Below are 22,390 nucleotides of genomic sequence, written 5' to 3'. Positions count from 1 at the left end.
TTTGACAGCACCACCGGACATCCACCATGCTTCCATTAATTCATTAGTACAAGCATGGTGGAACCGAGGAAGGCGACGTGATCGACTACCGGATCGACCGCGGCAGCGGCGTACCGGCCTATGTGCAGATCGTCGAGCAGACCGAACTAGCGCTCCGGATGGGCTTCCTCAAGGTCGGGGACAAGCTGCCCACGGCCAAGGAGGTGGTGGCGGCGACCGCCATCAACCCCAACACCGTGCTGCGCGCCTACCGCGACATGGAACAGGCCGGCCTGGTCGAACTGCGCCGCGGTCTCGGAACCTTCGTGACGCGATCACTCGCCCGGCCCGGCGCGGAGGACGACTCGCCGCTGCGCCGTGAGGTCACCGACTGGGTGGCACGCGCCCGGGCCGAAGGCCTGGAACGGGCCGATGTGCTCGCCATGGTCACAGCCGTTCTGGACGCCTACGACAACGATCACGACAGCCACACCCCGGGCGACCGGGAACGGAAGAAGGAGGACGCATGACCGGGCCTGACGCGCCGGCCGCGCTGCGCGCCACGGGACTCGGATTCCGGTACCGGAGGCGGGGCGGCTGGGCCCTGCGGGACTGCGAGTTCACCGTACCCGGCGGTCGTATAGCCGCCCTCGTCGGACGCAACGGCGCCGGCAAGAGCACCCTGCTGCACCTGGCCGGCGGCCTCCTGCGAGCCGGCTCCGGGGAACTGCGTGTGCTGGGCGCCGCGCCCGGCACGACCGAGGCCCGCACCCGGGTCGCCCTGCTCACCCAGGACAAGCCGCTCTACCCCCGTTTCACCGTGGCGGACACCCTGCTGATGGGCGCGAAGCTGAACTCCTCGTGGGACCGGACGGCCGCCGAGCGGATCGTCCACGAGGGCGGCATCCCGCTCCACGCCCGCGTCGGCGAACTGCCCCCCGGCCGGCGCACCCGCGTCGCGCTCGCCCTGGCGCTGGGCAAGCGGCCCGAACTCCTGCTGCTCGACGAGCCGTTGGCCGACCTCGACCCCTTGGCGCGAGGCGAGATCATGGCGGCGCTCATGGCCGAGGCCGCCGAGCACGGCACGAGCATCGTGCTGTCCTCGCACGTCCTGCCGGAACTGGAGGAGACCTGCGACTGGGTGCTGATGCTGCGCGACGGCCGCGCCGAGCTGAGCGAGGACGCCGAGGCACTGCGCGCGAGCCACGCCGTACTGACCGGACCCGCCGACCGGGCCGACGCCCTGGCAGGACAGCACACCGTCGTACAGCGCCGTACCGCCGGCAGAAAGCTGACCGCCCTGATACGGCAACGCGGACCGCTGCTCGGTGACTGGCATGTGGCACGGCCCAGGCTGGAGGACATCTTGATCGGCTATCTCCAGGCCGGGACGGAGCCGGGGCATCTCGCCGCGGGCGAGCAGACGGAGGCGGCGGCGTGAAAGGCTCCCTCTGGCTCGCCTGGCGCCAGCAGCGCGTGCCGGCCGGCATCGGTGCGGCCGCCCTGGTCCTCACCGCGGCGATCGCCGCGTACTACCGCGCGGGCATGCTGGACGCCCTGCGCAGCGGGCTGTTCGACCACTGCGCCACCGGTCCGCTGTACTGCACACGGTCCGACAGCGGGCTGCCACTCCTGCTGGACGTCGAGCCGCTGAAGTACCTCGGGGCGCTGAACATCGCCCTGCCCGTCGTCATCGGCGTCTTCTGGGGCGCCCCGCTGCTGGGCCGCGACCGGGAACTGGGCACACACCGCGTGGTCCTCGCCCAGGGTCTGAGCCGCGGTCAGTGGTTCGCCTCCCGGTTCGCCCTGGCCGCGTCGACCACGACCGTCCTCTCCGGCCTGCTCGCGGGAGTGTTCGCATGGTGGTGGCGACCGGCCGCCGACCGCAGCTACGGCCTGTTCTGGTACGACAACACGGCCCTGAGCGGCTCGGGCCCCCGCGTCGTCGCGGCCTCCCTGTTCGGCCTGGCAGTCGGCACGCTGCTGGGTCTGCTGGCCCGCCGGGTCCTGGCAGCGATGGGCCTGGCCCTGCTGGTGACGGCGATGACGACACTCCTGGTGGAGTGGATGCACTGGACCCGGCTGCTGGTCCCGCCGCGCACCTACGTCAGCGCCGGCATCACCCCCAAAGCGCCGATGGGCGAGAAGTGGTCGACCGGCGACTACGGCCTGATCACGGCCTCCGGCCGCCACGACTCCGTGTTCAACTGCCCCTTCCCGTCGGGTGCCCAGCTCAAGGAGTGCATGACGGCACACGGGTACGTGGCCCGCTTCTACGAGGCCAACCCGGCCGGTGACTACTGGGCCTTCCAGTGGACCGACACCGCGGTCCTCGGCGGCCTGGCCGTCCTGCTCACGGTGGTCACCGTCCTGCTCCTGCGCCGCCGCCTCTGACGTCGTCGCCGTACCGCCTCCCCCCTTATTTCACTTCTTCTTTTCTCTGTACGGAGGTCGCTTCGCCATGCCCACCGACGCCAAGTCGCCGAAGAAACCGCGCCACAACCGCACCACCCTCACCGACAAGACCGGCTACGCCCTGCGCCACCCGGAGGCCGCGGTCGGCAGCCAGACCCACGACGACCGCACCGAGGGCACCGAACACCAGGTGCTGCGCGAGGACTTCTACTACCGCATCGAGACCCTCGTGGCCCTGGCACAGCGGCACGGCCTGCACGCACGGTTCATGGAGGACTGGGAGAAGGGCCCGCACGGCCGGTCCAAGATACGCGTCAGCCGCTCGCTCCTCCCCGCCGTCGGCTGACCCGGCCCCGGTTCCGACATGCCGTCCCCCGAACCTCACCACGATCAGTCCCGCCTGACCGCGATAGACGGGCTTCGTGCGGTAGCAGCGGTGATGGTGGCCGCGTACCACTTCCTCGGCACGCCCACCCCGCACTTCTGGGGCAGGGCCGAGCTCCGGGATTCCGCCCCGCTCCTGCACGAGATCAGCCGCTACGGCTGGCTCGGCGTCGAGTTCTTCTTCCTCATCAGCGGATTCGTGATCTGCATGAGCTGCTGGGGACGGACTCCCGCGCAGTTCGCCGTCTCCCGAATCGCACGGCTCTTCCCGGCCTACTGGTGCGCGGTACTCCTGGTCGTCCTGCTCGTCCTGGTCTCGCGGCTCGGCCATCGGCCCGCCGCCACGCGCATCGACCCCCGTACCGTCCTGGGGAACCTGACGATGGCCCCGGGACCGCTGGGACTCGATCCGGTCGACGGAGTCAGCTGGACCCTGTGGGTGGAGGCACGCTTCTACCTGCTGATGGCCGCGCTGCTCGTCTTCGGCCTGACCTACCAGCGGGTGGTGGCCTTCTGCGGAGTCTGGCTCCTGACCGGTGTCATCGCCCTTGAACTCCACTCACCGCTGCTCGACGAAATCACACTGACCCGGTACACCGGCCTCTTCGTCGCCGGGATCGTGCTCTACCTCATGCGCCGGTTCGGACAGAACCCCCTGCTCTGGCTGCTGCTCGGTTTCGCCTGGTGCTACCAGCTCACCGTGCTCGAACTACGGGTGGCCGACCACACCGCCGTACCCCCTGGCGAGGGCCGGCCCTCCTGGGCCGTCTGCGCGGTCGTACTCACCCTCTGCCTCGGGCTGCTGGCCCTCGCCGGAATCGGCCCGCTCGCCGGACTGCGATGGCGTTGGCCGGTCACCGCCGGGGCACTCACCTACCCCTTCTACCTCGTCCACCAGAGCCTCGGAATCCCCCTGGCCAAAGGCTTGCTCCAGGCATTTCCGAGGCTGGGGCCACTGCCCTCGATGACGCTGTCCCTCATCTGCATGGTGGGGCTGTCCCTGCTGGTCCACACCCTGGTGGAGCGTCGGCTCGGACGCCGTCTGAGGCATCGCCTGACGCTCGACATGCGGCCGCGGGACCTCGCCGCCCAGCCCGCCCTCACCCGCACGCGGTAACCCCGAAACCCCACCGAAGAATCGAAGAAAGGTCTCGCATGCTCTTCAACACGCGCACAAGACGGTCACGCATACTCATCGCCGTCGCGACAACGGCGGCCGCCGTCATAGCCGTCGCCGTGACTCTGGCGCTGACGGTCACGACCTACGATCACACCTCGCCACGCGCCGCCCGGGCCAAGGCATCGGGATCGGTCACCGGAAACGTCGACTGCCGGAAGGAGAAGTGCGTGGCCCTCAGCTTCGACGGCGGTCCCAGCCCGACGACCCCCAAGCTGCTGGACATCCTCAAGCAGCAGGGTCTGCACGCCACGTTCTTCGTGCAAGGCAAGGGTCACATCTCGAAGTACCCCGACATCCTGCGCCGTATCGCGGACGAGGGGCACGAGATCGGCAATCACACCTGGAATCACAAGAGGTTGACCGACCTCGACGAGGACGGCGTCCGACAGGAGCTGGCCCAGACCCAGAACGCCATCGAGAGGATCACCGGCACCAAGCCCGTCCTGATGCGTCCGCCGGAGGGCCGCACCAGCCGCAAAGTGGCCAAGGTATGCCGGGACCTGGGGCTGGCGCAGGTCCTGTGGAGCGTCACCGCCAAGGACTACGAGACGACCGACTCCGCCCTGATCACCAAGCGGGTGCTCGACCAGACCCACCGCGACGGCATCATCCTGCTGCACGACCTGCACAAGGGGACCGTGCCCGCCGTCCCCGGGATCCTCAAAGCACTCAAGCAGCGCGGCTACACCATCGTCACCGTGTCGCAGCTGCTCGCCCCCGCCAAGCCGCAGCCCGGGATGGTCTACCGGCCCTGAGTCACCTCGACGGCGAGCCCGAATGCATCCCGTCACGGACCACCGGGACCGGCTTCCGCGGCACGTCCGGCCGCCGCGGAAGCTCCATCGGCGACCGGCCGATCTCGCCCTCGTCCCCCACCCCGACCAGGTCTTCGCAGACCCGTGATCATCTTCTCCAGGTCCGGTTCGAGGTCCCGTACTGGTCCGGCCGGACGATGTGCAGCAGTCCGAGGAACAAAGGCTCGGTGTCGGACCAGTGCAGTTCGCTGATGGGCAGCACGTGCGGTCTGGTATCGGTGGGCGGTGTCGGCAGCGGCCCCGTTCGGGCAGACCACAGAAGCGCTTCGGGACGGTCACCACCACCGGCCTCGTCGGTCGCCTAGTGTGCTGCGCCAGAAATCCTGAGGGTTAGTTCTGCTCAGTTCTGCTCTGTTGTCTGGCCGGTGGTTCCGACCTTGGTGAGGTAGTCGGCGAGGGAGTTGAGGATCTCGTCGGCGGTCTTGGTCCCTGATCTCGGCGGTGTTGTGGGTGGCGTAGTTGTCGCAGACGAGGTGCACGTCGAGCCCGGCGGGCACCGCCTTGTCGATCCGGATCAGGAACTTCTTGAACTCGATGGCCCGGGGTGAGCGCGTCGTGGATCGCGGAGGGCGCGAAACGACGGGTCCGGGTGCGCGGCGGCCGGGCGATGAATCCGGCGACCGCATTGCTGATCACGCAGAACGCGAGATCGGAGGACGCCGCGACGATCAGAAACCAGGCGATGAGCAGCGGATCCGTCCAGCCTTCGCCGACGGCCTGTGCACCAGTGATGGCCGCCGCAGCCAGCGTGCTCAGCATGACGAACACGGTCATCGCGCGACGGCGTACCCAGGCTGCGGTATCAAGACGGGCCCAACGCCGCAGTACGGGAATCCGCCGGCAGACGAAGAGGGCGTCGCCGAGCCAGTCGTAGCGCCACCTGCCGGACGGGCCCCGCCGACGCCGCCATCGCACGAGCAGCACCGCTGATACCGCGGTGACTATCGAGTTGGCGACCAGCCCGCCGATCAGCACTGATGTCCAGGCCCCCGGAACCGGGGTCGGTACCTCGGCGATGACCGCGGCCCACTGAGACGTTGCCATCTTGAAATGCGCTGGTCAGTGGGGCTGGTGTGAGCCGGGGGGTGGGGTGCTCGTGCTGGTTGTCCGACTGATCGTGCTGGGGTGATCGTCTGCCGCGTCGAGTCAGCGGCTCGTCTCCGCGTTCGTCAGGACGAGGAGGGCGCGCAGGAGGGTGGTGGCTTGCTTCGCGTTCAGGCGGAGCTTGGTGAGTACGCGCCAGTTCTTCAGGTCGGCGAAGCCGTGCCCGTTCGCTGCGCGTTTCCGGCTGACCAGCTTGTTCGCTTGCTTCTCGGCGGCGGTCAGCGGCTAGTTCCGCGACGCCTGCGCTACCGCGCACCTCGGTCGGCGGTGTCGCGGGGAGACGGTCAGCGGGAGGTGAGGGGGGTTTCGGACTCGACGCGGGTGAGTTTTTCGGGGTTGCGGATGTAGTAGAGGCCCGTGACGCGGGCGTTCTCCACACGGAAGGCCAGCACGCCGTCGATCACGCCGTCTAGGCGCAGGATGAGTCCGGGGTTGCCGTTGACCGTCGTGGGCTCACTGGTGAGGGTGCCGCCGGCCTTGTCGGTACTTCCGACCATGTAACGGAGCACCTTGTCGGCGCCGACGACCGGCCGCAGGGCCGCCAGCTTGAGGCCACCGCCGTCGCTGACGAAAACAACATCCGGGGCGAGTACGTCGAGCAGCCCCTGCAGGTCCCCGGTCTCGAGCGCGGACTGGAACGAATTCAGCGCTGCCCGGGTTTCTTCCGGGGAAGCCGGTGTGCGCGGCCGGCGGGCGTCGACGTGTTGGCGGGCGCGGTAGGCGATCTGGCGTGCGGCGGCGGGGCTCTTGTCGATCGCGGCCGCGATGTCGTCGTAGTCGATGTCGAAGACTTCGCGCAGGACGAAGACGGCGCGTTCGGTCGGTGAGAGGGTTTCGAGGATGAACATGAGTGCCAGCGACAGGTTCTCGGACAGTTCGACGTCCTCGGCCACGTCCGGCGCGGTGAGTAGGGGCTCGGGCAGCCAGGGGCCGACGTAGGCCTCCTTGCGCCGTTTGAGGGTGCGTAGCCGGTTGAGTGCTTGCCGGGTCGTGATCCGTACCAGGTAGGCGCGCTGGTCCTGTACCTGCTCCAGGTCGACCTTGGCCCACCGCAGCCAGACCTCCTGGAGGACGTCCTCGGTGTCCGCCGCCGATCCGAGCATCTCGTAGGCGACGGTGAACAGCAGGTGGCGGTGCGCGACGAAGGCCTCGGTCGCGGGGTCGGTGACGTGGTCGTTCATGTCGTGCGCTTTGCTTTCTCGTGGTTGGCCCCATGTGCCCGGAAGCAGGCCGTAAAGAACATGTACCCGGTCCGAGGACGGGGTTGTCGGCAGCAGCCTCCCCACTGATCAGGCCACGTGGGGTGGGAGCTGGTGGGATGGCGCCCCGGCGCCCGGCCATGGCATACGAGGCCGCGGCCTTGGGTGCTTGTCACTCCGGCTCGGTCCTTCTTGGGCCGGACCGGTCGGTCCGGTCCAAGAGGGGGACTTGGCGGCTAGGCCGCGCGTCGAGTGTCGGGCGGCGTCGTGGGGTGTTCCGGCTGGGGCGTTTCCAGGCGGTCGGTGCTGTCGCCGCGGGATGCGCGGGAACTGGCCTTGCGCGCCCCGGTCACCAACTTGTTGAGGGTGAACACGCAGGCGATCTCCTTGACGCCGGCACCGGGCCGTCCGCTGATGCGGAGCGCGTTCACCTTGTCGTTCGGGTAGGAGAACTGGGTGACGCCCTCCTTCCGGCCGAGGCTGAGGCACTGCCCGGCGAAGAACATCCGGACGGGAGCGGCTTTCTTCCCCGCGATCCGGCGCAGGATCGTGTCGGCAGCCGCCGGGCCCAGCTGTGTGGCGGCCTGGCAGCTCATCCGGAACGGGTGGTCCGGCATCACTCCCGCGTCCCCAGCGGCGACGATGCGCTCGTCGTCCACACTGGTCAGCGTCGTGTCGGTGACCAGACGGCCTTCGGCGTTGGTGCGCAGCCCGCTGCGGGCGGCCAGGTCCGGGATACGGAATCCTGCGGTCCAGATCGTCACCGCGCTGGGCAGCTCGCGGCCGTCGTCGAGCCGTACGCCGTCGCGTGTCACTTCCGCCACCTTCGCACCGGGTCCTTCGAGGACGGTCACACCCAGCTTGGCGAGCCGGCGTGCGACCGGGCGGCGGACTCGGGCATGCAGGGAGGGGCCGAGCACCTTGCCGCAGACCAGGGTGACCTTGCGGCCCACCTCCGCCAGCTCGGCGGCGGTCTCCAGGCCGGTCGGGCCGGCCCCGATCACGGTCACCGGAGCCGACGTGGGCGTCGCATCCAGCGCCGACCGCAGCCCTTCCGCCCCCTCAAGGTCCGACACCGAATGAGCGAACTCCGCCGCTCCGGGCACGTCGGGGGCGGAGGCGCCGCTGCCCACCGCGTAGACAAGGTAGTCGTAGGAGACCGTGCCACCGCCCGCCAGCGACACCTGGCGCTTGGCAGCGTCGATCCGGGTCACGGTGTCGACCACCAGCCGGACGTTCCCGCCCATGACCTTCCCGAAGCCCTCGACCGCGTCATCGGAGCCGGTCACGAGCTGGTGCAGGCGGATCCGCTCGACGAACTCGGGACGCGGATTGACCACGGTCACCGACACGCCATCGCGCCGAGCCAGGATGTTGGCCGCCGTCACGCCACCGTACCCGCCGCCGACCACGACTACCTCGACGTTCCCGTTCATCATGTCTCCCTGGTGTTTATGAACTCGGCATTCAGACACCAGCCGCGCATCCGGTATAACGGCCCGCGGATGAGACGTAGCGCACATCGGACGCGGCGGAAGCGACGCCCCTTCCGCAGTGAGTGGCGTAACGCGGCCCTGACGAGGTCGGACAGGGGTCGGGAAGTCTCGCGGTAGCGGGCGAGTGGGGCCCAGCCCGCTGTACTCGGCCTCACGCGGCTCGGTGGTGGCCGCGCGGACGACATCCATGGAGCCGACGGGGCACGACATGGTGCCGGCCCCGTCCCGTCAGCCTGAGCCGGAAGGCGGCGCCGCGGCCGTGACCGGCGTCGGCCACGGTCAGCTGCCCGGCAGCCTCCCCCTACGGGGTCGTGTCAGGTCACTCAAAAGGCAACAGACTGCGATCCGCCGAGTCGGCCCTGTTGTCGTAGAGCAACGGCGAACGGATGTAGCGCTGTGTGACTCCTGTGACCGTCGTTTCCCTCGCTGGGCGTTTCGTTGAAGCTGAACGAGTGATCTCGGGTGGGGCGGGGGGTACGGGTGCGGCAGGACTGGGAGCCGGAGGATCGGAATGGCGCAGCGGTGACCAGCCTCAAGCGTCATTCCCAGGGCGCGACGCACGCAGCGGATCAGCTGCCCCGGTGTGAGCACTGTCCGGCCCCAGGCCATGCCTTCGGCGCCCGTGAGGTCCACATCCGGCAGGACGGGACGGCAGAATCCCCGCCCTGGAGTGCCACGTCGCCACCTCCCCCTGCTTGCGTCGATGACGCCCCAGCAGTGGGGCGTGGTCGCCCAATGCGACGGAAAACCGTGGCCCCCGGAGCAGGACACCACCTGCCCGGGGGCCACGGGCCGTTCACCATGGTTGCTACAAGCCGCAGCCGCCGACCGGCTCTGCTACAACCGAGCACCGTCGCGGAGGAAAGGGGACTCATCGCATTCGCCGGAAAACACCGCGCACGGCCGCCGGACAGCCGACCGGCGGCTGTTCTGCGTCAGTCGGAATCAGCGTCGCAGGGCCAGGTCGTTGCGAGCCAGCTTGACCACCGCAAGAAACGCAGCGAACACCATGCCGAACAGGTTGATCATCATCATCGTCTCGTTGATCGCATGCCCACTCCAGCTGACCGAGGCCCCATCCTTGACCATGTCACCGGAGGCACCGATGAAGTAGGGAACCGAGCTCAGCCCCAGCGCCCCGTAGAAGAGCACGTTCTGCGCCAACACCTTCCGCCCCTCGGTCCGCACCGACGCCGAGGTCGACGCCGACACCGGCTGACGCTTCACCAAATACAGCGCGAAGATCTGAAAAAGATATAGGTGACAAACCACCAGCCCAAATAGTTGGTGTAGGGCACCCCGAACACCCCGCCCCCACGTTCCCAGACCCAGATCCGCTTCATGGTGGAGGCGATCGAGTCGTTGCCGAGGTCGAACATGGTCATCAGCGCCGCGGCCAGCATCGGCAGCGCCACCACCTCGACCCGGCCGGCGACCGACCCGGACGAGCCGCCCAGACGGCTGTCCGCCTCGTCGAGCAAGGTGTTGGCCACCTGCCAGCAGATGTAGCCCAGACCGAAGTAGATCGGTCCGATATAGATGGGCACATGAATCAGCTGCGGATGGCCCGTGTAGTGGTAGTGGCCGAACGGGAACCCGGTGGAAATGCTCAGGTTCTCGAAGGAGTTGCTCGCCACCAGGGTCTCGATCAGAAAGAACAGCAGCGTCCGCCACCCGTACCTCCGCACCCCGTGGATCAGCGCGAACGGGACCGACAGCAACAGAATCGGCAGTGTGACCGCTGTCCCGGCCAGCGGTATGGTGACGCCTACGAGAGCGGCGGCGGCTGCCAGCAGCCAGAGGACGCGGTTCCATGCGTTCATTTTGGTTCTCCTGCGATGGTGAGTTCAGCTTCCGCTGCTCCCCAGGCGCCGAAGCAGCCAAGTGCCGAGCAGAAGCATGGCGCCGAGCAGTACGGCGACCTCGGTCGGACGGTGGTGGCGGACGGTCTCGGCGGCTGCCAGGACCACCGCAACCGCCGCGGCGCACAGTGTCAGGGGGTGGAAGCGCCCCACCTAGGAATGCGGCCAGTCGGTGGGGTCCGCAGGTTCGGGTGCGCCGGGGACGGCACGGCGGTACCCGGTCTACGCTCGGGACACCCAGGCGCTGGTGGAATGGCGGCCGTAGAGCTCCAGCAGCCCCATCACCACGAGCAGTGCCGGGACGTATCCCGCGACAAAGACCGCCTCGCTGCTCATGACACCACGGGCCCGACCGGCGTGCCGGCGCCCGCACCCAGGCCGGGTCCGTACCCGGACCGGGGTCTGCGTCCGGTGCGACCTCGGTGAACAGCAGCTCCTCTTCAGACGCGTCCATCGGCCGGGCAGCCGCCGAGTCGTGGTACTTGACGCCCACCAGGTCATCCACAGCACCGGCAACTATGCTCACCAGTGAAAACCGGTCGCGCCGGCGCCGGGCGCTTTGAAGGTACGTACCTATATCAGACTCCCGGCTCTCGATGCGCTTCACCAGAGCCTGCCGAGAATCGGTCTGGTTCTCAGACGCCGCCGCCGGAGCCGTCGCCCCGATGTTTGCCAGCGGCCCCCAAGCCCTCGACCGTGTCATCGGAACCGGTCAGAAGCTGGTGCAGACGGATCCGCTCGACGAACTCGGAACGCGGATTGACCACAGTCACCGACACACCATCGCGCCGAGCCAGACTGCCCGCCCGCCGTCACGCCCCCCAGCAACCACCGCGCTTAACGTTCCCGCTCATCATCTCTCCCCATGTCGTGGACTCGGTATCAAGACACCAGCCACCCCTCTGCCGTAACAACCCGCAGATGAGACGTAGCACACACCGGGCGCAACGGAACGCCGTCCCTTTCCTCGGGCGGCAGTTGGGCATGGGTGCTCAGACGGTCATCAGAGGCCACCGGCGACAGGCCGCAGGGCGGCCTGCTTGAGGCCACCGCCGTCGCTGGCCGAGCTGGACGAGCTGGATGAAGGCCGCCGGCCGGTGGTGCCGGGGCCCACCGCACGTCCGTCGGCTGTCGAGCCACCGGCTCCGCCAGTCACGCCGTCGTACATCGCAGCCCCGCCTGACCCTGTTGGGACGGATCTAGTGCGTCTCGCTGCCGACGAGTCGGCGACCTGGGCCCAATGGGCCGAAGCTTCGAATGTCGGCGACATCGCACTTGCAGCTCATGGCCGAGACACGCACACTCGCGTTGGACTACCTCACGTCAGATCCGGTCGTGCTCTTCGTCCGTACGCGAGCCTTACGCGACCGCCTCTTCTCCCTCCTCGAAGGCCATCAGTACCCCCGGCAGTCGGCCGACTTGTACGTCGCAGCCGGCTACCTGTGTGGGCTCCTGGCATGGATGTCGTCCGATTTGGGGCAGCTCCACGACGCGGACACACAGGGTCGGACGGTGTGGCTGTGCGCCGAACCGGCTGGCCACAACGACCTGCGCGCCTGGGTGTTGTCGACTCGTTCCAAGGTGACGTTCTGGGACGGGCGCCTGCGGGAGGCCATCAACTTCGCGCGGCGAGGCGCTACTTATGACACGACGGGCACGGTCGCGGTGCTGCTCGCTTGCCAGGAAACCGACGCCTGGTCCGAACTGGGGGCACAGGACGAGGCCCTGGCAGCTCTTTCCCGCGCCGAAGACGCGCGCCACGATGACAGGTCGGGACGAGATCGGTGGCATCTTTGCCTGTCAGCCAGCCCGGCAGGAGAACTACGCCGCAGCGGTCCAACTGCGTATCGGTCGCCCCGTCGACGCCTTGCGATCTGCGAACAATGCCCTCACGCTCCTGCATGTGCAGCCGGTGAGGGCATATGGGACCGAAGCGCAGATCCAGATCAGCCAGGCTTCAGCCCATCTCGCCACCGGCGAAGCGGACGGAGCCTTCGAAGCACTCGCCCCCGTCCTCGCCCTCACGCCGGACCACCGTCTGACGCCGGTCACCCGTCGCCTCGCTGAACTGTGTTCCGACATCGGCAGGCCGCACGCCAGCAGCACCGCGGCCGTCGGGTTGCGGCAAAGGTGCCGGTGAGCGGCATGCTCAACCCCGAAGCCGGAAACACCCCACGCGAAAGGGCCCCCGCAGGCTCTCGCCCGCGAAGACCCTTCGCACCGTCGGGACGACAGGATTTGAACCTGCGACCCCTTGACCCCCAGTCAAGTGCGCTACCAAGCTGCGCCACGTCCCGGTGCGCTCACTCGCGGTGACCCGCGTGATCACGTGAGCAGCACTTTACCCCACGTCCCCGGGCGGCCCGAAAGAGGGCGGGCGGTAGGGCGCCGGGACGGGGGACAATCGGCGGTATGGGCCGTATGGGAAACGCCGGGGCAGGAGCACGGGACCGGGACGCCGAGGGGCGGGCGCGCAGCGCACGGCCGCGGGACGGGCTGGGGCGGCCGTTGCCGTACGGCGCGGCCGGCGTCGAGCGGCAGGCCGAGGGCGTCGTACGGACTCCGGCGGAGACCGTCGTCGAGGCGCAGGCGCTGCTGGACGCCGGGAAGCCCTTCCACGCGCACGAGGTGTTCGAGGACGCCTGGAAGTCCGGGCCCGAGGCGGAGCGGACGCTGTGGCGGGGGCTGGCCCAGCTGGCCGTGGGGCTCACCCACGCGGCCCGGGGGAACGTGACCGGCGGGGCGCGGCTGCTGCGGCGCGGCGCGGGCGCGGTCGAGGCGTGGGCGGCCGGCAGCGGGGTCCGGCGGCCGTACGGCGTGGAGCTCGACGGGCTCGCCGAGTGGGCGCGGGAGCTGGCCGGGCGGGTGGAGAGCGGTGCCGGGAGCGTCGAGGCCGGGGCCGAGGCGCCGCGGCTGAGCGGCACCCGGTAGCACCGGGGGGGATCCGCTGTCAGTGGCATGCGGCAGACTCGGGGGCGTGCGAAAGATTCATGTCATCGGTATCGGCGCGGGCGACCCCGACCAGCTCACCCTCCAGGCAGTCCGGGCGCTGAAGAGCACGGACGTGTTCTTCCTCCTCGACAAGGGCGAGGTCAAGAGTGATCTGACCCAGCTGCGCCGGGACATGCTCGACACGCACATACCGGACGGCGGCTACCGGTTGGTCGAGGCGCGGGACCCGGACCGCGACCGGGCCGCGAGCGGCGGGGCGTACTCGCCGGCCGTCGGGGACTGGCGCAGCGCCCGCGCGGACATCTACGAGCGGCTGATCCGCGAGGAGCTCGGCGCGGAGCAGACCGGCGCCTTCCTGGTGTGGGGCGATCCCTCGTTGTACGACAGCACGCTGGCGATCCTGGAGGAGGTGCTGGCCCGCGGCGCGGTGACGTTCGAGTACGACGTGGTGCCCGGGATCAGCAGTGTGTCGGCGCTGGTGGCCCGCCATCGCACAGGACTGAACCGGGTGGCCCGGCCGGTGCAGATCACCACCGGGCGGCGGCTCGCCGAGGGACTCCCGGACGGCGTGGACGACGTGGTCGTGATGCTGGACGCGCACCAGACCTTCCGGCAGTACGCGGACCAGGACATCGACATCTACTGGGGCGCCTACCTCGGCACCCCCGACGAGATCCTGGTCTCCGGTCCGCTCGCCGAGGCCGGTCCGCGTATCGAGCGGCTGCGGGCCGAGGCGCGGGAGCGCAAGGGATGGATCATGGACACATATCTGCTGCGCCGCCACCCGGGGGTTCCGAAGGAGGGCTGAGCGGTACCCGGTGGGCCAGTCCGGCATGCGCCGGTAGCCCACCGGTGTGAAGGTGACAACGTGACAGTGACCGAGGCGTCCGCACTGCCCGACGCGTCCCAGCCGCCGGTGCTGGACGCCCGCCGGCGCAACGTCGTCTTCGTGACGATCGTGCTGGGGATCCTGCTCGCGGCCCTGGACCAGACGATCGTGGGCACCGCGCTGCCGACGATCGTGTCGGACCTGGGCGGTGCCGCGCACATGTCGTGGGTGGTCACGTCATATCTGCTCGCGGAGACCGTGGCGACCGTGCTCGTCGGCAAGTTCGGCGACCTGTTCGGCCGCAAGGTGGTCTTCCAGGTCTCGGCGATCGTGTTCATCACGGGCTCGTTCCTGTGCGGTCTGGCCACCAACATGTCGCTGCTGATCAGTTGGCGGGCGATGCAGGGCATCGGTGCGGGCGGGCTGATGGTGACCGCGATGGCGCTGATCGCCGATGTCATCCCGCTGCGGGAGCGCGGCAAGTACCAGGGTGCGATCGGTGCGGTGTTCGGCGTGGCCACGGTCATCGGGCCGCTGCTCGGCGGGCTGTTCACCGACCACCTCACCTGGCGCTGGGCGTTCTACGTCAACGTGCCCATCGCGATCCTGGTGGTGGCCGCGGCCGCCCGCACCATCCCGGTGGTGAAGTCGGCGTCCCGGCCGGTGATCGACTATCTGGGCATCGCACTGGTCGCGGTCGGCGCCAGCTCGCTGATCCTCGCCACGAGTTGGGGCGGCAACCAGTACGCGTGGGGTTCGGGCACCATCATCGGCCTGTTCGTGGGCGGTGCGGTGGCGCTCGCGCTGTTCTGCTGGGTGGAGACCCGGGCGAAGGAACCGATGCTGCCGATGCGGCTGTTCGGCAACCCGGTGTTCACGGTCTGCTCGGTCCTCAGCTTCGTCGTCGGCTTCGCGATGCTCGGGGCGATGACGTATCTGCCGAGCTATCTCCAGTACGTCGACGGGGACTCGGCGACGATCTCGGGTGTCCGTACGCTCCCGATGGTGATCGGCCTGCTCATCGCGTCGGTCTTCAGCGGCAACGTGGTCAGCAGGACCGGTCAGTACCGGATCTTCCCGATCGTCGGCTCGCTGGTGATGGGCGCCGGCCTGTATCTGATGTCCCTGATGGGGCCGGGCACCGGCGTCTGGCTGGAGTCACTGTACATGTTCGTGCTGGGCACCGGCATCGGTCTGTCCATGCAGGTGCTGACGATCGCCGTGCAGAACACCGTCGACTACGCCGACCTGGGCACCGCGACCTCGGGCGTCACCTTCTTCCGTACGCTGGGCAGTTCGTTCGGTACGGCCGTCTTCGGCACCCTCTACACCAACGCGCTGAAGCCGAACCTGGCGGACGGGATCGCCGCCGCCGGCAAGGCGAGCGTCCTCGACCCGGCGGTCATCACCAGGGCGGCCACCAGCCCGGAAGGCCTCCACAGGCTGCCCGCGCCGGCCGCCGAGCCGATCATCCAGGCGTACGCCGACACCATCCACACGGTGTTCCTGTGGACGGTGCCGGTGGCGGCCGTCGGGTTCGTGGTCGCCCTGTTCCTCAAGCAGGTCCAGCTGCGGGACAGCGCACGGCTGGGCTCCACCGACATGGGCGAGGGGTTCGCCTCGCCGCACGGGCCGGACTCGCAGCGGGTGCTGGAAGCGGCCGTGGCGAAGATCATCGGCAGGGCGGACCTGGAGACCGGCCGCCGTCTCATCCGCGAGTCCGGCACCCGGCTGGACGTGGCCGGCGCCTGGGCCGTGATGCAGGTCGAGCTGCTCACCCGACTGGTCGGCCACGGCACCCTCGGCCTGATCGCCGCCCGCCGCCGGCTGCCCCCGGAGGTACTGCTGCCGGTCTACGACCGTATGGTCGACGAGGGCTACCTCACCCGCGCGGGCACCTTCCTCTCCCTCACCGCGGCCGGCGACCAGGAGGCCCGGACCATCGGCAGGGCCTGGGGCGACTGGCTCAAGGACCGTGTCCAGGACGACCTCGGCCGCCCTTCGGGAGCCGACCTGCGCGCCGCCGTCGACACCATCGCCAAACGCCTCCTGGTCGAGGACCTCACCGACGGACTCTCCGACCGCACCGCGGAGTTGGAACCGCCCGCCGCCAAGGCAGTCTGACCTCGGCCGGCCGGCGACCGGGCCACGGCCGGCTGCCGGCCTGGGCGGCCACGGTCAGGCGATGCGCCGTCTGACCGCCGCAGGCTCAGCCGTCACGCGGGCCTCGCCCGTCACGCGGGCCCGAGACCCAGCCGCTCCAGTACGTCCGCCGCGCCGGGCACCGTCGTCACCCCGGACGGCAGCGGCGGGCGGCGTACGACGACCACGGGCAGCCCCAGTTCGCGTGCGGCCGTGAGCTTGGCGGCCGTCGCCGCTCCGCCGCTGTCCTTCGTGACCAGGACGTCGATCAGGTTCTCGCGCAGCAGCGCGGTCTCGTCGACCACCGTGAACGGCCCGCGGGCCAGGAGCACTTCGGTGTGCGGGGGCACCGGGGGCTCGGGGGGCTCCACCGAGCGGACGACGAAGTGCCGGTCGGCCAGGTGGGCGAAGGCGGACAGGCCCAGCCGTCCGGTCGTCAGGAGCACCCTGGGGCCGAAGCGCGGCAGCAGGTCCGCCGCGGCGGGCAGGGACGCGACCGGGTGCCAGCGGTCCCCGGGGCCGGGGCGCCAGCCCGGTCGGCGCAGCACGAGGGCCGGGACGCCGGTCCGTGCCGCGGCGAGGGCCGCGTTCGCGGTGATCGTCTCGGCGAAGGGGTGGGTGGCGTCCACGAGGGCGTCCACGCGCTGTGCGCGCAGCCAGTCGGCGAGGCCTTCCGCCCCGCCGAAGCCTCCGACGCGTACCTCGCCGGCCAGCGCGCCGGGCCGGGTGACGCGTCCCGCCAAGGAGGTCGTGACGCGGACACCGGGGTGCGCGGCGAGCACGGCGGCCAGTTCGCGGGCCTCGGTGGTGCCGCCGAGGATCAGGACGTGCGGGGACATGGGGCGAGCGTACGGGGCCCTTCGGCGGGCCCGGAACGCGGGACGGCCGCCCGGCGGGGGGCCGGGCGGCCGTCGTGGGAAGCGACTCCCGTCAGCCCTGACGGGCCTTGAAGCGGGGGTCCTTCTTGTTGATCACGTAGACCACGCCGCGTCGGCGGACCACCTGGGCGCCGGGCCTGGCCTTCAGTGAGCGCAGGGACTTGCGTACCTTCATGGTTCTGTTCTCCTCGTGTCGGCCGCGGGGCCGGGTCAGCCGCGGGCGGCCGCGCTACGGCCGTAGCGGCGTTCGAAGCGCTCCACCCGGCCGGCGCTGTCCACGACTCGCGACCTGCCGGTGTAGAAGGGGTGCGACGCGGACGAGACCTCGACGTCGATCACCGGGTACGTGTTGCCGTCCTCCCACTCGACCGTCCGGGACGAACCGGCGGTGGAGCGGGTCAGGAACGCGACGTCCGCGGCACGGTCGCGGAAGACGACGAGCCGGGAGTCGGGATGGATGCGGGGCTTCATGGGGTTTCCTTCCTGGGGCCTCGGTCCGGTGGTGGTTCCGGACGGTTCGGGCCCGGTCGTTCTCGGCGGTTCAGCGCTCTTCGCGGAAATCCACGTGCGCGCCGGCCACCGGGTCGTACTTGCGCAGGACCAGCCGGTCGGGGTCGTTCCGGCGGTTCTTGCGGGTCACATAGGTGACACCGGTCCCGGCCGTCGACTTCAGCCTGACGACGGGACGCGCGGTGCTGCGTGCCATGAGGTTCTCCCTTCGCCCACACCCGGGATAACTGATCCGGGCATGTCAATCACGATGGCTGTAACAACGCCTCCCCCGGTCGCATTCCCGGGCCGCCGGACAGGCCCTAGCGCAGGAGCAGCTGCAGGCCGCCGACGATCGTCGCCGCGATGACCAGCTGCTCGAACAGCCGCTGGTTGATCCGCTCCACCGCCCACTTGCCGAGGAGTGCGCCGGGCACGACGAACACCACGAGCGCGGCGTCGAGCAGCAGTGAGTTGCCGTCGATCAGACCGAGACCGGCGCTGAAGGGGACCTTGGAGAGGTTCACGATCAGGAAGAAGAAGGCCGAGGTGCCCAGGAAGCCGAGCTTGCGGAAGCCCGCCGACAGCAGGTACAGCGACATCACCGGGCCGCCGGCGTTGGCGACCATCGTGGTGAAGCCGCCGAGGACGCCGTACGAACGGGCCTTCACCCGGCCCGCGCGGGTGGTGACCGCGTCCGGGTCGTCGGGGCGGTCGGCCTTGCGGCGGCGCCACAGGGTGACACCGGCCATCAGCAGCAGGATCGCGCCGATCGAGGTCCGTACGACCTGGTCGTCGGCCCACACCAGGAACAGCGTGCCGACCACCACGCCGGCCGCGACCGCGGGGAACAGCCGCCACAGCGTGGGCCAGTGGGCGTGCCTGCGGTAGGTGGCGACGGCCAGTACGTCGCCCGCGATCAGGATCGGGAGCAGGACGCCGGTGGAGGCGCGGGCCGGGAGGATCGCGGCGAAGACGGCGAGGCTGACGGTGTTGGCCCCGCTGACGGCGGTCTTGGAGAAGCCGACGAGCAGCGCGGCGAGGGCCAGGGCGGCGAACTCCCAGCCGGATATGTGCCAGAGGGTCATGGTGTTCATGCGGGGACCGATGCTATGTCCGGACAAGCCGATCCGGTAAGTACCGTCTCGCCGATCGGCCCTGCGGACGGCGTCCTCCCGAGGGGTGCGGCCCGGTCCGGCGAGCGCGTCTGTCCGTTTGCACCCGCTCGGCACGGGCACCCGACCGGCGACCGCAGCACGACGAAGGGAATCGCACGCATGACCGTGGTGAAGAGCACACTGGCCGAAGGAGCGCTCCGGGTCACCGGGACCGCCCTCCAGGAGACCCTGGTGGATCTGCTCGGGCTGTCGCTGATCGGGAAGCAGGCGCACTGGAACATCGTGGGGCCCCGGTTCCGTTCGATCCATCTGCAGCTCGACGAGGTGGTCGCCGCCGCGCGCACCTACTCGGACACCGTCGCGGAGCGTGCCGCCGCGCTGGGCGTGGCGCCGGACGGCCGCCCGGAGACGATCGCCGCGGCCTTCTCGCTGCCCGGCACGAAGGACGGCTGGCTTCGGGACGACGAGGTCGTCGACCTGATGGTGCGGACGCTGGAGGCGGCGATCGGACGGCTGCGCGAGCGGATCGCCGCGACCGACGAGGCCGACCCGGTCACCCAGGACCTGCTGATCTCCGTCACCGCCGACCTGGAGAAGCAGCGCTGGATGTTCGCGGCCGAGAACAACTGAGATGCGGGCAGGCTCACTCGGGCCCCTCCGGTACGTCCGTTTCGAGCGCCGCCGCCCGCAGGGCCGCCGCCACGCGGGTGACCGCCTCCGTCGGCGGCTGGGGCAGCCGGGCCAGCAGCTGGCGCCGCTGTTCCTGAGGTCCGCCGCGCACCGGCAGGATCCGCACGCCCGGCGGCGCGGCGGCGGTGAGTGCGGCCGGCGCGGTGGTCAACCCGAAGCCGGCCGCGACGAGATGGAGCTTGGCGAGCCAGTCACGGACGGTGTGGACGATCTCGGGCCGCTCGTCAAGGCCGGGCCACACCCCCATCAGCCGGTCCTCGCCGGCCGCGGGACCGGCGATCCAGCGCTGTCCGCGCAGGTCGGCCACGTCGACGAAGTCGCCGCGGGCCAGCGGGTGGGCGGACGGCAGCGCGAGGCACAGGGCGCGCTCGGTGAGGGTCTGGAGCGCCAGCGGCGGTGACTCCGCGTCCGGTGCCCGGAACGGCGGCGCCGACGCGATCAGCGCGAGGTCCAGGCTCCCGGCGCGCAGGGCGCGGACGAGGGCCGGGGTGGTGCCCTCGCGGCCGATGACCAGGAGCGCGGGGTCGGTCCGGCGGAGCGCGGTCAGAGCCCGGGGCACCAGTACGGCGCCCGCGGTGGGGAACCAGCCCAGCCGGACCGTCCCGGCCCCTTCCGGCAGGCCGGACAGCTCCCGTGCGGTCGCCCCGATCTCGTCGAGGACGACGGTCGCGCGCCGCATGACGACCCGGCCGGCCGCGGTGAGCCGTACCCCGTCGCGCCGCCGTTCCAGCAGCTCGGCGCCCGCCGCCCGCTCGATCGAGGCGATCTGCCGGGACACCGCGGACTGGGTGTAGCCCAGCGTGGCGGCGGCCGCGGTGAAGGTGCCCTGTTCGGCCACGGCGCGGAAGACCCGCAGCGCGGTCAGCGACACATCGTTGAAGTCCATGATGTTTACGCATACCACCTGTGCCGGACTTTCGTTGGACTCATGGACACGGCGTTCCTAGCGTTGTGGGCATGAAGACTTCCCGTATCGCCCTGGTGACCGGCGCCAACCAAGGACTCGGCCGCGCCCTCGTCGAAGGCCTCGCCGCCCGGCTGACCCCGGACGGCCTGGTCCTGCTGACCGGTCGCGACCTGCGGCGGGTGACGGACGCCGCCGTCGAGGTCGCCGGGCTGCCCGGCACCCGCGCCCGGGTCGAGGGCCGGGTCCTGGACGTCACCGACACCGACGCCGTCGCCCGCCTCGCCGACAAACTCCGGGCCCGCTACGGCGGGGTGGACATCGTCGTGTCCAACGCGGTCGCCCGGGTACTGCCCGACGAGTCGCAGTCCGAGCGGGCCGACGAGTTCATCGACGTCTCCAACACCGCCACCCACGCGATCCTGCGCTCCTTCGGTCCGGTCCTGCGCCCGGGCGGCCAGCTGCTGGTGGTGGCCAGCTCGCTCGGCACACTCGGCCATCTCGACCCCCGGCTGCACCACCTCTTCGACGGCGCGAGCCTCGACCAGGTCGAGTACGCCGTGGAGTCCTGGCGCAGCGCCGTCCACCAGCACACCGCCACCGAGGTGGGCTGGCCGGTCTGGCTGAACGTGCCCTCGAAGGTGGCCCAGGTCGCCGCCGTCCGCGCCCTCGCCGCCGAACGCCGGGAACAGGACCTGGCCTCCGGCATCCTGATCGCCTCGGTCTGCCCCGGCATGGTCGACACCGCCACCTCCCGCCCCTGGTTCAGCGACTACAGCCAGGCCCAGTCCCCCGCCGACGCCGCCCGCGCCGTCCTCGACCTGGTCTTCGCCGACCACGTCGACCCCGCCCTCTACGGCGAGCTGGTCCGCTTCGGCAAGCCCCTGCCCTGGCACGACGGCGCGCCCCTGGTGGAGCAGGACCGCCTGGTCAAGCCATGAGCGTCGAATCGTGAACACCGAGCACAGCACCGTCCGGCAGCACACAGCAAGGAGCTCCTCCATGACTGCCATCAGCACCCCCTTCGGCTTCTCCAGCACGGCCGCCGAGGTCGCCGCGGGCATCGACCTCACCGGTCGCCGGGCGGTGGTCACCGGCGCCTCCTCGGGCATCGGTGCGGAGACGGCCCGGGCGCTGGCCTCGACCGGTGCGGAGGTCACCCTCGCGGTGCGGGACCTGGCCGCGGGCGAGCGGGTCGCCAAGGACATCGGTGAGACGACCGGCAACCAGCGGGTGCGGGTCGCCCAGCTGGAGCTGACCGACCCGGCGTCCGTCGCCGCCTTCGCCACCGGCTGGCAGGGCCCGCTGCACATCCTGGTGAACAACGCGGGCGTCATGGCCTGCCCCGAGCAGTACACCGAGCAGGGCCGGGAGTGGCAGTTCGCCACCAACCACCTGGGCCACTTCGCCCTCGCCACCGGCCTGCACGACGCGCTGGCCGCCGACGGTGCCGCCCGCATCGTCGTCGTCAGCTCCACCGGCCACCAGCAGTCCCCGGTGGTGTGGGACGACATCGACTTCGCCTTCCGGCCGTACGACCCGTGGCTGGCCTACGGTCAGTCCAAGACCGCCAACGTCCTGTTCGCGGTGGAGGCCACCCGCCGCTGGGCCGCGGACGGCATCACCGCCAACGCCCTGATGCCCGGCGCCATCTACACCAACCTCCAGCGCCACACCGGCGGCCGCGGGAGCGGGCGGGTCCCGGCGGAACTGATCAAGACCACGGAACAGGGCGCCGCGACCTCGGTCCTGCTCGCCACGTCGCCGCTGCTCGAAGGGGTCGGCGGACGGTACTTCGACGACTGCAACGAGAGCGAGGTCGTGGACCGCCGTACCGGCAGGCTCCACGGCGTCGCCCGCTACGCCGTCGACCCGGACAACGGCCGCAGGCTGTGGGACACGTCGGAGGAACTCCTCGCCGGCTGACCCGCGGCGCCGCCCGGATCCTGCGCCG

The 22,390-nt window shown here is 70.3% G+C and carries 23 protein-coding genes, 1 tRNA gene and 1 pseudogene; 13 read left to right on the top strand and 12 right to left on the bottom strand.

Going from position 1 to position 22,390, the window contains the following annotated elements; translation table 11 throughout:
* Positions 1-77 precede the first annotated feature (77 nt).
* From ACGFZQ_RS12395 to ACGFZQ_RS12370, 6 genes and pseudogenes are all read left to right on the top strand, one after another.
* Positions 78-509 carry a GntR family transcriptional regulator gene (locus ACGFZQ_RS12395; protein ID WP_351746508.1) on the top strand — a complete coding sequence of 144 codons (432 nt, stop codon included), beginning with the start codon at positions 78-80 and terminating at the stop codon, positions 507-509.
* Positions 506-1,420 carry an ATP-binding cassette domain-containing protein gene (locus ACGFZQ_RS12390; RefSeq protein WP_393840285.1) on the top strand — a complete coding sequence of 305 codons (915 nt, stop codon included), beginning with the start codon at positions 506-508 and terminating at the stop codon, positions 1,418-1,420. The genes ACGFZQ_RS12395 and ACGFZQ_RS12390 overlap by 4 nt, the downstream gene beginning before the upstream one ends.
* Positions 1,417-2,373, top strand: a complete 957-nt coding sequence (locus tag ACGFZQ_RS12385) for a transporter (protein WP_393840284.1) — start codon at positions 1,417-1,419, stop codon at positions 2,371-2,373. Before ACGFZQ_RS12390 ends, ACGFZQ_RS12385 begins: the two co-directional genes overlap by 4 nt.
* A gap of 184 nt (positions 2,374-2,557) precedes the next feature.
* A pseudogene (locus ACGFZQ_RS12380) lies at positions 2,558-2,740 on the top strand (methyltransferase); the annotation flags it as partial.
* Between the two features lie 93 nt (positions 2,741-2,833).
* Positions 2,834-3,895, top strand: a complete 1,062-nt coding sequence (locus ACGFZQ_RS12375) for an acyltransferase family protein (RefSeq protein WP_393840381.1) — start codon at positions 2,834-2,836, stop codon at positions 3,893-3,895.
* A 38-nt stretch (positions 3,896-3,933) separates the two neighbouring features.
* On the top strand, positions 3,934-4,713 hold the full coding sequence (locus ACGFZQ_RS12370; protein ID WP_393840283.1) for a polysaccharide deacetylase family protein: 780 nt from the start codon (positions 3,934-3,936) through the stop codon (positions 4,711-4,713).
* Positions 4,714-6,161: 1,448 nt separating this feature from the next.
* Here ACGFZQ_RS12370 and ACGFZQ_RS12365 read toward each other — a convergent pair.
* The 5 genes from ACGFZQ_RS12365 to ACGFZQ_RS12345 all read right to left on the bottom strand — a co-directional run bounded on the left by ACGFZQ_RS12365 (position 6,162) and on the right by ACGFZQ_RS12345 (position 11,207).
* Entirely contained in the window at positions 6,162-7,058 is an 897-nt protein-coding gene (locus tag ACGFZQ_RS12365) for an RNA polymerase sigma-70 factor (RefSeq protein ID WP_393840282.1), read from the bottom strand.
* A 254-nt stretch (positions 7,059-7,312) separates the two neighbouring features.
* Entirely contained in the window at positions 7,313-8,512 is a 1,200-nt protein-coding gene (locus ACGFZQ_RS12360; RefSeq protein WP_393840281.1) for an NAD(P)/FAD-dependent oxidoreductase, read from the bottom strand.
* Positions 8,513-9,517: 1,005 nt separating this feature from the next.
* Positions 9,518-9,799 (bottom strand): hypothetical protein, encoded by a 282-nt coding sequence (locus ACGFZQ_RS12355; RefSeq protein ID WP_393840280.1) that lies wholly within the window; start codon positions 9,797-9,799, stop codon positions 9,518-9,520.
* A complete protein-coding gene (locus ACGFZQ_RS12350) occupies positions 9,796-10,395 on the bottom strand; it encodes a carotenoid biosynthesis protein (RefSeq protein ID WP_393840279.1) in 600 nt (199 codons plus the stop codon). Before ACGFZQ_RS12350 ends, ACGFZQ_RS12355 begins: the two co-directional genes overlap by 4 nt.
* Positions 10,396-11,069: 674 nt before the next feature.
* Positions 11,070-11,207, bottom strand: coding sequence for a hypothetical protein (locus ACGFZQ_RS12345; protein WP_393840278.1), 138 nt, complete (start codon positions 11,205-11,207; stop codon positions 11,070-11,072).
* Positions 11,208-12,196: 989 nt separating this feature from the next.
* Between ACGFZQ_RS12345 and ACGFZQ_RS12340 the strand changes: the two genes are divergently transcribed.
* Positions 12,197-12,574, top strand: coding sequence for a hypothetical protein (locus ACGFZQ_RS12340; protein WP_393840277.1), 378 nt, complete (start codon positions 12,197-12,199; stop codon positions 12,572-12,574).
* An 83-nt stretch (positions 12,575-12,657) separates the two neighbouring features.
* Here the strand turns inward: ACGFZQ_RS12340 and ACGFZQ_RS12335 are convergent.
* Positions 12,658-12,731, bottom strand: a tRNA-Pro gene (locus tag ACGFZQ_RS12335).
* A gap of 124 nt (positions 12,732-12,855) precedes the next feature.
* Here ACGFZQ_RS12335 and ACGFZQ_RS12330 point away from each other — a divergent pair.
* Genes ACGFZQ_RS12330 through ACGFZQ_RS12320 form a run of 3 tightly spaced genes read left to right on the top strand, consistent with a single transcriptional unit; the run spans position 12,856 to position 16,339 of the window.
* A complete protein-coding gene (locus ACGFZQ_RS12330; RefSeq protein WP_393840380.1) occupies positions 12,856-13,365 on the top strand; it encodes a DUF309 domain-containing protein in 510 nt (169 codons plus the stop codon).
* A gap of 46 nt (positions 13,366-13,411) precedes the next feature.
* Positions 13,412-14,194, top strand: coding sequence for a precorrin-6A synthase (deacetylating) (gene cobF, locus ACGFZQ_RS12325; protein ID WP_393840276.1), 783 nt, complete (start codon positions 13,412-13,414; stop codon positions 14,192-14,194).
* Positions 14,195-14,254: 60 nt separating this feature from the next.
* Positions 14,255-16,339 (top strand): MDR family MFS transporter, encoded by a 2,085-nt coding sequence (locus ACGFZQ_RS12320; RefSeq protein ID WP_393840275.1) that lies wholly within the window; start codon positions 14,255-14,257, stop codon positions 16,337-16,339.
* A gap of 110 nt (positions 16,340-16,449) precedes the next feature.
* Here ACGFZQ_RS12320 and ACGFZQ_RS12315 read toward each other — a convergent pair whose 3' ends face one another.
* The 5 genes from ACGFZQ_RS12315 to ACGFZQ_RS12295 all read right to left on the bottom strand — a co-directional run bounded on the left by ACGFZQ_RS12315 (position 16,450) and on the right by ACGFZQ_RS12295 (position 18,821).
* Complete coding sequence (locus ACGFZQ_RS12315) at positions 16,450-17,196, bottom strand: cobalt-precorrin-6A reductase (protein ID WP_393840274.1); 747 nt, start codon at positions 17,194-17,196, stop codon at positions 16,450-16,452.
* A 91-nt stretch (positions 17,197-17,287) separates the two neighbouring features.
* A complete protein-coding gene (ykgO, locus tag ACGFZQ_RS12310) occupies positions 17,288-17,410 on the bottom strand; it encodes a type B 50S ribosomal protein L36 (RefSeq protein ID WP_240858519.1) in 123 nt (40 codons plus the stop codon).
* 35 nt (positions 17,411-17,445) lie between these two features.
* Entirely contained in the window at positions 17,446-17,706 is a 261-nt protein-coding gene (locus tag ACGFZQ_RS12305) for a type B 50S ribosomal protein L31 (RefSeq protein WP_393840273.1), read from the bottom strand.
* Positions 17,707-17,776: 70 nt separating this feature from the next.
* The gene (rpmG, locus tag ACGFZQ_RS12300) at positions 17,777-17,941 is read right to left on the bottom strand and encodes a 50S ribosomal protein L33 (protein ID WP_046728127.1); all 165 of its coding nucleotides are present in this window, start codon (positions 17,939-17,941) and stop codon (positions 17,777-17,779) included.
* A gap of 106 nt (positions 17,942-18,047) precedes the next feature.
* On the bottom strand, positions 18,048-18,821 hold the full coding sequence (locus tag ACGFZQ_RS12295; RefSeq protein ID WP_351743222.1) for a sulfite exporter TauE/SafE family protein: 774 nt from the start codon (positions 18,819-18,821) through the stop codon (positions 18,048-18,050).
* Positions 18,822-19,001: 180 nt separating this feature from the next.
* Between ACGFZQ_RS12295 and ACGFZQ_RS12290 the strand changes: the two genes are divergently transcribed.
* The gene (locus ACGFZQ_RS12290) at positions 19,002-19,472 is read left to right on the top strand and encodes a DNA starvation/stationary phase protection protein (RefSeq protein ID WP_351743224.1); all 471 of its coding nucleotides are present in this window, start codon (positions 19,002-19,004) and stop codon (positions 19,470-19,472) included.
* Between the two features lie 13 nt (positions 19,473-19,485).
* On the opposite strand, the gene ACGFZQ_RS12285 is transcribed toward ACGFZQ_RS12290, so the two are convergent.
* Entirely contained in the window at positions 19,486-20,418 is a 933-nt protein-coding gene (locus ACGFZQ_RS12285) for a LysR family transcriptional regulator (RefSeq protein WP_393840272.1), read from the bottom strand.
* Positions 20,419-20,489: 71 nt separating this feature from the next.
* Between ACGFZQ_RS12285 and ACGFZQ_RS12280 the strand changes: the two genes are divergently transcribed.
* On the top strand, positions 20,490-21,377 hold the full coding sequence (locus ACGFZQ_RS12280; RefSeq protein ID WP_393840271.1) for an SDR family NAD(P)-dependent oxidoreductase: 888 nt from the start codon (positions 20,490-20,492) through the stop codon (positions 21,375-21,377).
* A 61-nt stretch (positions 21,378-21,438) separates the two neighbouring features.
* On the top strand, positions 21,439-22,362 hold the full coding sequence (locus ACGFZQ_RS12275) for an SDR family NAD(P)-dependent oxidoreductase (protein ID WP_393840270.1): 924 nt from the start codon (positions 21,439-21,441) through the stop codon (positions 22,360-22,362).
* The last annotated feature ends 28 nt before the right edge of the window (positions 22,363-22,390 follow it).

Origin of the sequence: Streptomyces sp. NPDC048254 (assembly GCF_043201895.1) — a bacterium.
Classification (GTDB): Bacteria; Actinomycetota; Actinomycetes; order Streptomycetales; family Streptomycetaceae; genus Streptomyces.
The sequence above is the reverse complement of the archived record's forward strand: the minus strand, read 5'-3'. Positions and strand labels throughout refer to the sequence as shown.

Bases quoted from the DNA above. Each gene is read 5' to 3' on its own strand.
- ACGFZQ_RS12390 (WP_393840285.1), top strand. From the start codon at position 506: ATGACCGGGCCTGACGCGCCGGCCGCGCTGCGCGCCACGGGACTCGGA.
- ACGFZQ_RS12375 (WP_393840381.1), top strand. From the start codon at position 2,834: ATGGTGGCCGCGTACCACTTCCTCGGCACGCCCACCCCGCACTTCTGG.
- ACGFZQ_RS12370 (WP_393840283.1), top strand. From the start codon at position 3,934: ATGCTCTTCAACACGCGCACAAGACGGTCACGCATACTCATCGCCGTC.
- ACGFZQ_RS12365 (WP_393840282.1), bottom strand. From the start codon at position 7,058: ATGAACGACCACGTCACCGACCCCGCGACCGAGGCCTTCGTCGCGCAC.
- ACGFZQ_RS12360 (WP_393840281.1), bottom strand. From the start codon at position 8,512: ATGAACGGGAACGTCGAGGTAGTCGTGGTCGGCGGCGGGTACGGTGGC.
- ACGFZQ_RS12350 (WP_393840279.1), bottom strand. From the start codon at position 10,395: ATGAACGCATGGAACCGCGTCCTCTGGCTGCTGGCAGCCGCCGCCGCT.
- ACGFZQ_RS12340 (WP_393840277.1), top strand. From the start codon at position 12,197: ATGACAGGTCGGGACGAGATCGGTGGCATCTTTGCCTGTCAGCCAGCC.
- ACGFZQ_RS12330 (WP_393840380.1), top strand. From the start codon at position 12,856: ATGGGAAACGCCGGGGCAGGAGCACGGGACCGGGACGCCGAGGGGCGG.
- ACGFZQ_RS12315 (WP_393840274.1), bottom strand. From the start codon at position 17,196: ATGTCCCCGCACGTCCTGATCCTCGGCGGCACCACCGAGGCCCGCGAA.
- ykgO (WP_240858519.1), bottom strand. From the start codon at position 17,410: ATGAAGGTACGCAAGTCCCTGCGCTCACTGAAGGCCAGGCCCGGCGCC.
- ACGFZQ_RS12305 (WP_393840273.1), bottom strand. From the start codon at position 17,706: ATGAAGCCCCGCATCCATCCCGACTCCCGGCTCGTCGTCTTCCGCGAC.
- rpmG (WP_046728127.1), bottom strand. From the start codon at position 17,941: ATGGCACGCAGCACCGCGCGTCCCGTCGTCAGGCTGAAGTCGACGGCC.
- ACGFZQ_RS12295 (WP_351743222.1), bottom strand. From the start codon at position 18,821: ATGAACACCATGACCCTCTGGCACATATCCGGCTGGGAGTTCGCCGCC.
- ACGFZQ_RS12290 (WP_351743224.1), top strand. From the start codon at position 19,002: ATGACCGTGGTGAAGAGCACACTGGCCGAAGGAGCGCTCCGGGTCACC.
- ACGFZQ_RS12285 (WP_393840272.1), bottom strand. From the start codon at position 20,418: ATGGACTTCAACGATGTGTCGCTGACCGCGCTGCGGGTCTTCCGCGCC.
- ACGFZQ_RS12280 (WP_393840271.1), top strand. From the start codon at position 20,490: ATGAAGACTTCCCGTATCGCCCTGGTGACCGGCGCCAACCAAGGACTC.
- ACGFZQ_RS12275 (WP_393840270.1), top strand. From the start codon at position 21,439: ATGACTGCCATCAGCACCCCCTTCGGCTTCTCCAGCACGGCCGCCGAG.